General features: G+C 34.3%; 8 protein-coding genes. 3 read left to right on the top strand and 5 right to left on the bottom strand.

The window, feature by feature from the left end; all coding sequences use genetic code 11:
* Positions 1 to 277 precede the first annotated feature (277 nt).
* A complete protein-coding gene (locus GHD00_RS06205) occupies positions 278 to 1,282 on the top strand; it encodes an amidase domain-containing protein (protein WP_163537286.1) in 1,005 nt (334 codons plus the stop codon).
* A gap of 437 nt (positions 1,283 to 1,719) precedes the next feature.
* Here GHD00_RS06205 and GHD00_RS06200 read toward each other — a convergent pair whose 3' ends face one another.
* From GHD00_RS06200 to GHD00_RS06180, 5 genes are all read right to left on the bottom strand, one after another.
* Positions 1,720 to 3,153: a hypothetical protein gene (locus tag GHD00_RS06200; RefSeq protein ID WP_163537285.1), complete on the bottom strand. Its 1,434-nt coding sequence runs from the start codon at positions 3,151 to 3,153 to the stop codon at positions 1,720 to 1,722.
* Positions 3,154 to 3,518: 365 nt separating this feature from the next.
* On the bottom strand, positions 3,519 to 4,493 hold the full coding sequence (locus tag GHD00_RS06195) for a replication-relaxation family protein (RefSeq protein WP_240468617.1): 975 nt from the start codon (positions 4,491 to 4,493) through the stop codon (positions 3,519 to 3,521).
* Positions 4,493 to 5,386, bottom strand: a complete 894-nt coding sequence (locus GHD00_RS06190; protein ID WP_163537283.1) for a hypothetical protein — start codon at positions 5,384 to 5,386, stop codon at positions 4,493 to 4,495. Before GHD00_RS06190 ends, GHD00_RS06195 begins: the two co-directional genes overlap by 1 nt.
* A gap of 181 nt (positions 5,387 to 5,567) precedes the next feature.
* Positions 5,568 to 8,432 (bottom strand): type IV secretory system conjugative DNA transfer family protein, encoded by a 2,865-nt coding sequence (locus tag GHD00_RS06185; protein WP_163537282.1) that lies wholly within the window; start codon positions 8,430 to 8,432, stop codon positions 5,568 to 5,570.
* Positions 8,432 to 9,748 (bottom strand): replication-relaxation family protein, encoded by a 1,317-nt coding sequence (locus GHD00_RS06180; protein ID WP_163537281.1) that lies wholly within the window; start codon positions 9,746 to 9,748, stop codon positions 8,432 to 8,434. The genes GHD00_RS06185 and GHD00_RS06180 overlap by 1 nt, the downstream gene beginning before the upstream one ends.
* Before the next feature lie 1,255 nt (positions 9,749 to 11,003).
* On the opposite strand from GHD00_RS06180, the gene GHD00_RS06175 reads away from it, so the two are divergent.
* Positions 11,004 to 11,321: a hypothetical protein gene (locus GHD00_RS06175; protein ID WP_163537280.1), complete on the top strand. Its 318-nt coding sequence runs from the start codon at positions 11,004 to 11,006 to the stop codon at positions 11,319 to 11,321.
* 20 nt (positions 11,322 to 11,341) lie between these two features.
* Positions 11,342 to 12,658 carry an FtsZ/tubulin family protein gene (locus tag GHD00_RS06170; protein ID WP_163537279.1) on the top strand — a complete coding sequence of 439 codons (1,317 nt, stop codon included), beginning with the start codon at positions 11,342 to 11,344 and terminating at the stop codon, positions 12,656 to 12,658.
* Positions 12,659 to 12,875: the final 217 nt, after the last annotated feature.

Genomic DNA, 12,875 nt, shown 5'->3' with positions numbered 1-12,875 from the left:
AATCAACATCATACAAACAGACATTTGATTATAATTTTTAACATATAATCCAATTTTTACCGTAACTATTTTATTTTTTAAGTGTTTTATAAATAAGGTGTGATAATTGGCCACTAATTTCTTACCTATTAACAGGGTAATAATTGACTATTGATAAAATTAGAAAGGAGGTGGAATGCTCCGAAGCGTTTATTTAACAATAATCACATCTATGAAAATGAATAAATCTATTACATTGCGTAATAAAATTCAAAAAAAAATTAGGAGAGGTGATACTATGATAAGGAAAGTTTTAGCATTTTCAATAATATTAGTTTTAATGTTCACTTCATCTATTTCTGCTGCGAGTAACGAAATGGGTAAAGGGAAAAATAAAGGACCCTCTACGATAGGAGAAGTTGAGGAAATTTTAATTGATTACATGAAAGAGAACGACATAACCTTTAATGTTGGTTCATATGAATATGTAAATTACTTAACAGAACAGCTATTATATGAGAATGATGAGGAATTGGCTCAACATCTATATAGTGATGAAATAAGAATCTATGCAGCAACCTATCTCGATAAATTAGAAAAAGAACAATTTGAAAATAGTGAAATAGATTCATTTGTATTAGATACAGAAACTAAGGAAAAAACATTACAAGAAATTAAGAAAGAGAATATAGATAAAAATAATGCTTTAAATAAAGAACAAAAGAAAAAACAAGATGGAGAATCCGATTTTTCTGCAGCAAGTCACGTATATGATGGTATTGCTGCTGCTGCATATGCAAGAGAATGGGGAGATGGGAGAAATCCTGAGTATAATTCTCATTTTAAGGATTGTACAAATTTTGTTTCGCAAGCTGCTGAAGCGGGTGGTAAACCTCAACATTACTCTAGTCCTTCAACAGGTATTACAAGTACTACCAATTATTGGTACAGTATTAAATACCAGGAGTGGAGAACAAATTACTATGTCGATGCCTGGAAGGAATCTTCGTCATTCATAGGTGTTAATGACTTTTATAAATACTGGGTTTATACTAAAGGATTAAATGCAAACAATTATTCCTATCGATACCAAGTGTCTAGTTACGCTGAGGTAGGGGATATCATCCAATTAAAAGATACTAGTAGTGGAGATTGGTATCATTCCATTATTGTCACTAAAAAAGTAGATGGAAAACTCTACTATAGTGGCCATACCTCTAATAGGGTCGATCATGACTTTGATACAATAAGTTCAACCGAAAATGATTTTAGAGTAATTAAATTTGTTGGTACTTATAATTAATTCCCACTAAAAAAAGAATAAAGAAATAATTAAATTAAGTCCCTACAACATATATCAAAAAGGAGTTTAAAAGGCGGGATAACAATCCCGCTTGCTTTTTAACTTCACCTCAAATACCCAAATGTATTCCAACACCAATATCATCATATTGCTTCAATTTTATCTTATCTATATTTAATAATAAAACTATCCATTTATGTCTAAGTAGTTCAGATATTATGGAGAAAATGTAAAAAAAACAAAATGCTTATTCACACACTAAGTACGAACTTCTATTAGCTGGTTTACAATCTATAGCATCTATTTCTTCTATCAATTGATTTATTTTCATTAATGAAGGTAGGAAAAGCCCCTTTAGACAAATATCCAAAGGGGTAGAATGATAAAACTGTATTTAAAAATGTATGACTTTATTTCAAATCATATTTTAGAAGTTATTAAGGTAGGATGTGGATGGAACGGTCCTTTTTTGAGAAATAATCGACTTTTTCAGCTTTTGTTAATGGCTTGAGGTCAATATAGAAACCTGCTCCATCTCGCTCATAGGACTCGATGAGAATATCGTGATCCAAGAACTCATCTAAGGCCAGACTAACTTTTTTAAGAATGCTTTGCATGGTACGTGCTCGAAATCGTATACGGCTAATAAAGAATTGTAAATCATAATAATGCTGTGGCTGCCGCTTGTCGATGTAAGCATCTATTCGTTCTTTCTGTAAATTATAGATTAATAGTTTGGAGATGTTATTTTCTAAGTTTTCTAAATAGTGACTATAAATGCGGATCGTCTGATTATTGATCATTTGATCTTTTAATGTTTGAGAAAGACGTATTTGCGCAGTAACCCGTTCTCCTTCTTGTACGACCTTTACATACTCAAAGAAATTCAACGTAAAGGTTGTGCGGTTGTTTTCACCTACGGTATAACCTTCCATTCTAGAGAATGCGAATTTATGAAGTCTTTTCTCTAATAAGCGATACTGCTTTTTCCCTCTATGTTGATAGATATGCTTTGCTAAAGCGCTCATATCAATATTCACAATACTTTCTTTATAGAATAGTTTGTCATCACGATGATTAATCACATAATCTAAGATTTGGGAATCGGTGGCATCCAGCTGGAAGTTTGTTTTAAAAAATAAAGTATCATTATCATCTAATTCCATAATGGAGCGAACAATTTTTTCCTGTTCATAATTGTAATCATCCTGGTATCTAGTGATCGTATTAGATTGATTGGGATATGAACTCGTTTGATGAACAGGAAAACGAGTCTTTTCATCGGTGAAAATAGGGTTATCCACCAAAATATTGGCTCGTTGCGAAATCATATTGCTTGGAATATCTTTTAATACTTTTGCGATTAATAAGATGAGATCATTATCTAAAGCTTTTTTGATCTGAAAAGGTTTTTTAGACTCAATATATGGAAAATCAGCAAGACGTTGCGATTTATCTTTTGCCCATTCCTCAATATTAGATAATTGCTGCTGTATAAAAGTATCTTTATCTTCCAGGGTATTCATTTGCTCTTTTTGTAAAGAAAAATAGCGTTTTAACGCCAACCAATCTTGGTGAATATAGGAATCCCCTTCCTCTATATCCTTTTTTAATTGTTTTACCCAATTTTTTTTATTGGTTTGGACACGTCGGTGAAATTTATGAAAACTGCTAGTCGAATCAATAAGCAGTTGATTGTCGTTTAGAAAGTGCTTTTCAAACATGGTATCTATATAATGATAGAGTTGTGATGTAAAGTCCTCTTCTTCATCAAATACATAACGGTGTGCAAGTTGACGGAGATTACCTGTCACTTGCTTATCTATTTCTTCATACATGTATGTTGGAATATCATAGTACGGTTTACTCATACAAGATAACCTCCATCCTATAGCTTACTTTCTATTCTATTATGAAATGTCATAGAAAACAAACCACAAAAAAACATTCTACCTTTCTAGGAAAAAATAGAATGTAAAATGCGTTTCCTGCCCTGATTACCAGTCATATATTCGATAAAATGATCTAATAACATGGGATCATACCATTTGTCTTATAATCCTTCATCCAATGCACGATAGGAAGAGATGCCTGATTGATAAGGACGATAGCCCCCATTCGCATAGTAAATCTGCTACACGAATGGAGTGTTGAAAGGTACCCGTATCTAGTTTGTTGATAAGGGTAAATAAAGAAACGGAGTATTCTTCCATGTGTCGTTCATCCTTTTTTGAATCTATTGTCGATTTAAAAATTCTAAATGCATATGTTGTATTGAATTGGAACTAGGTCGATAAAAAGCATGGTCTAAACCCTCATCCTCTATTTTTTCTTCCACACATAACCATATATTGAATGGAAATGTATCAAGCAATAGTTCTGATTGAATATACTCTGCCATGGTTACCGTCGATGCATATACAATGACAACAAAATTTAGCGGTCCCTCAAATGAACGGCTTGGTAATGTAGCATACTGCTCGACTACTTCTTTCCATTGAAATAAAGTGTCTTTTAAATAGCCAATATAATTTTGACTCATTTGTGCTCGTTCTATGATAAAACGTAGCGGTCCTTGAGGTGTTTGAACGGTAGCTACCGCTGCAGCGGAACGAATACGTCCTTGATTGGTAATAGGTACGTTCCATTGCCAGTTTTGTAACGTCCTCGCTTCCACGAAACGACAGCGAATCTCGTTGAACGCTACATAGCGTTGGATACCGGGAATACCTAAAACATCCCAACGATCTGGTTCCATGAAGACTTGGTCATTGTAATAATGCTTTAAAAGCTTGTAACCCGCTATACCTAACGTAAATGGAGCGGGGGGCCTTATTTCTTCTTCAACATCATTAGCAATACGAACTTTCCATCGTTGAACTAAACCATGTTTACGAAACGTATCTAACCGTTTAGATACTTGCGAGCGCGTCATAATGGGTTCTAAATAACGACGTAATTGGTCCTCGTTTGCACATATCGCATCTCCTAATACTTTTAAGACTGTCATATCGTCTTCTTTTACTTGACGATTGGAAACTAATGAGAGAGCTTGATCGAGCTTTACCTTTGGTCGATAGTTCGTGGGTAAGATGTGATGACCAGTAAGGAGCGGATGATCCCATACCGGAATCACCCCATCCTTTGTATAAAAACCTTGATAATCCTCCTTTTGGGAGTTAGGGTGTTGAAGCGGTTGGTCCATACTCATTAGCTAAAAAGGAACGATCCTGCGTCTTTTCTTTTTTTCTTCCCACGAGGATACCCTACAATGACCACTTTAGCATGACGACGTTCTCGATCAATGGTGCGTACTTTACATGTAACAATATCACCGGCGATAGGCTCTTCTAAATAACGAGGTTTTATTCCTTTTACCTCTAGTCCCAAATCTAATTGTATAAAGATCCCATGTATAGCGTGTACTTCGGATACTTTACCTGCAACAGCATCCATATTGCGTAAAGCTTCCAATTTATCAAATGGATCGTCCATCGCATGACGACGACTAACTTGTATTAAGTTGCGCTCTTCATCCATACGTAATACTTTTACTGCAATCTTTTTACCACGTTCCGCTTCTTCCTGTAGATCACGAGTACGCCCATGTGCCCAATCTCTAGGCGACATAAAGCAATCAGCACCATTAATACGAACAAAGATGCGATTTGTATCAGGATTTACCCCATTAATAATGCCTTCAAAGGTATGATCTTGCAATTCATTACGTTCTTCTAGGGATTTTAACTCCGTCCAAAATGCCTCTCTTTTTCTTTCATCTGCTTTTCGTACACTGACAATGGCAATTCGTTCTTCTAACTCAATACGATCTATGACAAATTCTTTAATTTGACCGACGAAACCGACTAACGAGCGGAAGGAGCGATCAGAAAACTCATGCGCAGGGCAATATCCCATAATGCCTCCTTCAAGCATGAAGAAAGCAACCTCTACCTCTTTGGTTTCTGTTCTACCATTTTCATCGGTTACTGGTAATTTACGAGTACCAACCGATTGGATGACCCCTTCCGTAATTTCCTGTGTACGATGCTTTCTTGCTAATTCCTCTAGTTCCTCTTGTGATTTCCATGACTCTATCGCCATAAAAATTCCTCCTTAACCTCTTGTGTTTGTTGTAAAAAAATGGCATAAAAAAATACCCAAACCGAAATAAAACGGACGTTTGCCGTTTTACGGTTTGGGTATTTCCCATTTCATATATGCCTTTATTAATACATATCATACATGATTTGTGAAAATGTGACAAGGAATAAAAAAGAATAATCTAAAATTGATTAAAATGTTTTCGTTGGTTTTCCAAACGGTTTTGTAAGTTTTTATGCTTGTGATGTTGTGAATGATGACGTGATTTTGGCTGTTGAAAATTAGATTCCAATTCATTTACTAATTGTTGCTGGGATGGTCCTAATTGACTTATTTCGGGTTGATTAGAATCTTCATGATCTGGAACTTCCTTTGCAGTGTCCGTAACATTAGTTCCTAATACAGCGGATAAGGCCTCATTTCCAACATCTTTTGCATTTTTTTCCTCATCGATTGCCGCTTGTGAAATATCGCTTTTATTGGAAGTACTTTCTTTTTCATCATTAGATGATGGCATCAATGGCTTTGAATCTTTGACATGTGGTGTAGCTGTCGTAGTCACTCTCTCTTGATGATCATCATGCGTAGCGGTTGCTACCTTCCCTTTCTCTGTTCTATATCTACTGCTGGATACCTCTTCTTTAGGCGATTGCAAGCTAGGTTTAGTGTGAGCGGAATGTGATCCAGCAGAAGGAGATGGAAATACAATATTAGAATCCCTCTTTCTGATACGATCCTGCCCTTGCTTTTGAATATTATTCGGTGCTGTTGGTTGATCGGTAGCAGACATCGAGTCAATGTCTCCTTCCTCTTTGGATGATTCAGAAGAAGGTTTTTCGGTATTTTCTTCTTCTTTTTCAATTTCAGCGCCTTCTGGTAATATCGTAGCGGAATCCACATACTCTTCTCGCTGCTTCCACCATACCTCGGCAGCATTCTCTTCAATTTGTACAACAGCCTTTTCAAATTCTTCCCTTGGCACAAAATTTGCATCGATTTGTACCGCTGCAATAGGACGATTGTTTTGCACGATTTTTACTGCTGCCTGAAATTCTTTTTGATAAATAATATCATTCGGTGATAACACTACTTCTTTTTCCGGTGTATACATGCTACCAGAGCGTAACATAGGTTGTTCCTGTAAAGGAGACACAGATTGCTCATTTTGCGATTCTATATAACGTTTTTCATCCCCGAAAATACCGCTAAATAATCGAGCGTCAAACTCGGGTATATCCCCGTACACCATTTTATGTCGTAAAGTACCTAGCAACGTATGCATATAAGTTTCTCCATATTTGTCAGCCAACTGTGTCACGGTTTGACTAACGACTGTGACTATTGCTTTATATTTACGAGATTGTGCAGGGAATTCTTTAAATGGCCGATATATATAGTCAGGAAACTCATCGACAAGAATATGGTGAAAATTAGATACAGCTGGCTCTCTGCGAAACACCGCATTTTGCAAACTAAGCAATACAATCTTTCCTAAAACATTAGATAAATTACCCATCTCTCCTTTTGCAGTATTCACCAAGAGGCATCCTCCATATTCTAAGTGCTTGTCAAAATTAAAGTCTGATTTCCCAAACAGGACTCGACGTAGTAGTTTATTTGCTCCAATATCATTAAGAATGTTTCGAAGACCTTGTACATACTCTGCTTTTGCATCAAAATACGCTGGTTGACCTCTATAATTACCTTCCGTTACTATTTCCGGTTGACCTTGTCGATTCAATTTCGGTCGTAAATTAAGATCAAACCATTCATTAATTTGTTGAACAATTTTCCAATGATTACGTTCATCTCGATCTTCTATATCATCTATATGATCTGGAAATGTAGCTTTTAATTGGACATGCATATCTCGTACAAGTTGTGCGTTATTATACATATCTAACAACATATCAAAGGTTACTTCTTTGTTTGGATCATGTAATTTTAATAGATAAATATAATGCTTCAAGTGGTTTCGTTCACTTTGCTGGAAAAAGAAATTACCACCGTCTCCCCCTTCGGCTAGACCATCTATTACCATAGCAAATGCTTCTGCTACCTGGTCAACTGGACCTTGCATCGGATTGATATTGGGTGTATTCGGGTTTGTAGGATCAATGTAAAAAACTGATTTAGTAGGTATATTATGAGCTTGGACTAGCTTATACGTTTTCTGGCATAAATCGTTGGAAGGCTCAATAACCGATATTCCATTTAAATACATTCCTTTTACGTCCTCTGTATGGTAATCCTCCCGATTATATAAATGAGGAAAGTCATTAATAAATTTAGTCATCCAATGTAAATCCTGATTTAAAATTGGTAAGACGAGGGCTGCCGTTTTCCCGGTCCCAATAGAACCGACGATGATATTATTCAACGTACGGTCTTTACCTGGCTGAGTAACCAATTCCTTAGACTTAGAATTGGGTCCCAATGCTACATCTGGCCAGTGCTTCTCGTTACTCTGATCGATGAACGATTGCAATCGATGAGATACAAACTCAAACTCTTTAAACCTTTCAATAATGTCCTCGCTATATTTAGAATATTGACCACTTAGCCAAATACATACTAGCGCTAATATAATACTTGGAAAAAACATAAAAAAGGTAAGTAAGTTTTCAGGTTTACCAATTAACACTTGCTGCCATACATTTTCTGCGTTGACCTGTGCTATACGCTCCATAATGTATGGGATGACAATGTTATAGATTGGAGCAGTAGAAAACCATGCATAATAAAATAGAATACCTAAAAAGGTTTGGAAAAATATATAGATTCTCCATCCAATAAATTGAAAGGTTTTAAGCTTGGTAGAAAATAACCAAGCGCTTATTAACACCATAGTGGTTAATATCATTCCCCATATAGTAGGTCTTAATGGGTTGCCAAATAATAAAAAAGTAGGGATATAATCTAGAAATTGACCAATCATAAGAAATAAATAATTAGCAATCGCACGTATAGCTAACCACAAGGATAATAGAAGCAATCCACTAGCAATGACCATCGGCGCATAATGTCGTATCGTTTTTTTACTCATTAATTAAATGACACCCTCTTCTTATTGAACGGAGATATATATTGATACGTCAATGTATCTTTGGTTACCTCATCGGATATATTCATGATTAAATCTAATCCTGTTAAGTAAATGCGGTCTGTTAGTGCATATCCTATTTCATCGGATAAAAGATCTTCTTCATTTGGATAAACTACTAACATACGATCAACGGCTTCCAATAAACTTTGAGATGATAGTAGATCCGATAAATAGGTTACACGATAATAGTCTTTCACTCTTCCAGCTAACATTGGTACAATCAACATATTTTTGTGACTATGTAAGCTATGAGAATACAATTGATAAAAATCATTGCTTTGGATAAACGATGGCAAATAAGAAGGATATAATTGATCCGCCCTTTTACGTTCTAACGTATAAGAAAATAAGTCATTATCTACATCCAACATTTGAGCAGCTGTATCAGCAACCTTCTTCATCCATACATCCAATTGTTCCTTTGATTGTGAGAAATAGGTGTTTATCCACGTTTTGCTTTCGGTAACTGGAAACACATAAATATCCATATTGTTTCGCTCATGAAAGTCACTAATTTTGGATAACTCTTTTTTAATATTGTTAATTCTTCGTTTTCCCACGATGCTTGAATTATTGTATAGCGGTATGGAACGATCGATGGTCGAAAATAAAACAATGAATTGTTTGTCACGATACGATTTTGCCAGCTGTAGATACATATGACACTTATTCATAACGGTAGACAGCGTTTCTGAACCGCTATCGATCTCTAAATTAATGAATGCATCATTGGTTTGAATCACTTGATCGGGCATCAGTGTGCTCATGTCATTATCTTTGTAATAATATGGTGAATTACATTCCGCTTTATGTCCATAGCGGTAGCTAGCGATAAAGGATGATACCGTTAATTCTTTGATCGATAGGAAATGATCAAGATAACGTATATCGCGATATTGATAGGTATTTTTCTTTAGCCAATCTACCGAAAGGAAATCTAGCTCAACTAGGATTCTGACACCAAAAGGCTTTATAAATATTTTGTGATAATCGTTTTTTACATAAGTGTGTGCTTTTCTGATACCAAGAACATTAGCATCCTTCAAACGATTTATCCTGTTTCTCATCCCTTGAGTGGTTAAACTTGAGTCGAAGCTTAACAAGATATTTCTGAATTGTTTGGATGTTAACAACTTTTGTTTTGCAAGAAAGCGAAGAGCCATTAATTCATAGTTTTTAAAATTTAAACCTTTTTGCTTATTCACTTTCTGAAAAGAATAAAAAGTGGTTTTGGAATAGTAAGGTGAATCAATCATATAAACACATTCCTTTCCAAACCAAAAAAACCCCCATAACAAAAAACAGGTAGACGTAATACCTGATTCTGTTAGGGGGTTTCCCTTTGGTTTATAAAATTTTGAATATAATTATAACATAAAAAATGAAAAAGAAAAGGATGTATAAACATGCAATAAAATATAAAAGTATACAGGTACAATCAACGGGAAAGAGTAGAAAATAAGAGAAGATTTAGGTATAAAATAAATCCCTCTTATAATAGAAAAACATAAAACATTAAACAAGAGATCAAGGGTATGTGGATATAGTATGAAGTAGCTAGTCATTGTATACCTTAATTACGTATAGCAAAAGTAATTAGATATATAGGTTTTCCAATAGGCTAGCACCTATACATCTAGGTATATGGGTGTTAAAGGTACCAGGAAGTATAACTATATGTAGAATAGCCAACGTTTTGTGTTATTGTAATTCTGAATAAAAAAATGCATAAATAAGGTCGATAAAACTAGGTTTGCATGGATATATTTCCTGCATACAACAAGTAACCTATCTATTTTCACCGGTTTCTTAGCATGTATTATCCTCTTATTCATTTCTTAAATCCCTTATCCAAGTAAACACACAAAATCAAAACATCAAACAGCATAGGTCATATAATTGTGCATCAATTTCTGTGAAGTCATTTATATTGAGATGCAATTCGATTCGCATCTCAAAATGAAACGATTTTATGCTGGAAGTAAACCTAGATAAAAAAAGGCGTTAAATGTGATGCACATTTTTCTTATAAGGGATAAATATTGTTATAACTAATTATTTAGTGATGTAAATATATCAAAATTGTGCGGCATTAAAATTCTTTCTATCACCCCTTTATCTAGTAAATATACGGTTGATTGTTTCACGATTCCACTTATTAATATTAGATTAATAAATGTGCATCACAATTAATCATTGATATAACAATAAACGTTATGTATAATGAACTCATAGTTAACTGTGATGCGATTCGATTCGCCTCTCAATTCCCCAGTAGAATTCAGAAAAGATAACAACTGATATGACAGGGATTAAATGTGATGCACAATTTATTTTCTGCTATAAAAAAGCATCTTATTATGGATTGAAATACGGCGGACACTCATTTATGGATATATGATTGTGATGCTATTAGATGCACAATAAGTGCCGCACAATATTCAATTCAATACATAACCTGTCGTAACAGTGCAGAAATGTGATGCATAATTAAGAAGGTGGTGTAATCATTTGGAAAACGAATTAACAAAGCATGATGTTTATGGTCGTATTATTCAAAATATTCAAAAAGATGCTCTATTTGTTTTGGCTGCTATAAAACGTAAAGAAGGATTAGTAAAACACCAATTAGAAGAAGAAGCAAATGCCATATTCCAGAAGCAATACCCTAGCACAAAATTAATTAATTCTCGTTTTTCTCTTGATAATTATGTAGCTAAGCTAGAAGGAGCTTCCTTGATAGAAATCAGAGAAACGGGACGATCAAAACAGTACTACTTATCAGATATTGGCCAAGAATTAATCCAATACTATGAAAGCAATCTATAAATATTAATCGGGGTGATGAAATGAACAGTGTACAAATGTTAAATCAAGAAATGAAGCAAATGAATGAAATGCAAAATATAAAGTTAGGTATCAAATACGGATTTATAGGTTTAGGAATGGGTGGTGGATCTATTGCAGCAGCATGCGCAGATATAAGCACTAGTATTCAAAATAACAAATACCCATACACTGCGTTACTCATTAATACGAATATAAATGATTATAGTAAACTACAAACACGCAATCAAAATATCCATTTAGTCGGTTTAGATGGCTATGAAATGGGTGCTGGTCGAGATATTGAAATGGGACAAGATGCTTTCGTGAAAAATAAAGATAAGGTAAAAAAAGCACTTGAACAATATATGGAAGATAGAGATTTTATTTGGATTGTTGCAGGACTTGGTGGCGGTACTGGAACAGGGTCCATTCTTGCATGTCTTAACCTACTATTTGAAAGTGGATATGGTGATCGTGTTGGTCTAATTCTAACCTTACCTAGTGATTCTGAAGGTTATAATGTTATTAGTAACGCCTTAAAAAGACTACAAAAAATCTATCAAACTAAGGATCATTTAGGTGCTATTATATTTGTAGATAATCAAAAATTGTATCAAGAATTTATTAAGGAAGAACCAAATAAAAGTGATGATGATTATTTGAAGTTTAGTAATATGTTTGTTGCGCATACTTTACATTCTATGAATATTGTAACCTCTTCTTTTAAACACCGAGGCTCCGAATATTTTGATCAATCCGAGTTATTAAAGATGTTAAAAACAAGTGGAGTGTTATCTATTTCAAAAGTAAGTTATGATGAAAATGCATTTGATGTATCGAATAAGGCCAGTTATATCCCCCGCTTTAAAGAAGGTGTAGAGAATGGTATTTTATCGTCAGACTATAACTTAAAAACAGCAAAACTAGCGTCAGTGAATTTTATTGTAAATCAAAAATCTGCTAATCGAATTTATACAATGGAATTTGTATCTTCTATTAAGGATATACTAGAAGAATATGTTCCTACCGCGGATGAAAAGCCTCTTTCTGAATTTATTAAAGATGAACCAACTAATAAAATTGATACTTTTATTCTATTCGCTGGATTGGACATGCCAAAAAGAGCTTTAGATCTAATTGATCAAAAAGATAAAATAGAAAAAGAACGTGAATCTATAAAAAATACACATAATCCGTTTGAAGAAAAATTCGCTTCTCTCACTTTTGAAGATGATAAACCTAAAAAAGAACAAAAGACAGCGTTGTTTGATTTAGAAGGTACGGAGGAAGATAACGAAAGCCAAAAAAGCAAGAGTTTCAATCCATTCAATCAATAATCAGAAAAGAAAAAGGGAGTCTTTTAGGCTCTCTTTTTGTAATTGATAATACTGCCAATATTAACACTCACCTCTCTTCCCCTCTTTAGATTACAATCATATCGAATACATATAAAATCTTGGTTAGAAGAGCAATGTGAAAGTGAAAAATAGAATTAATATGGTTATCAATTAATAAGGAAAGTAGCTGTTCGAAGGTGACTTCAAAAGCAATCGT

This window comes from Gracilibacillus sp. YIM 98692 (assembly GCF_010993965.1).
Classification (GTDB): Bacteria; Bacillota; Bacilli; order Bacillales; family Amphibacillaceae; genus Gracilibacillus.
Note: the sequence above shows the minus strand (reverse complement) of the source record. Positions and strands in the feature narration are given on the sequence as shown.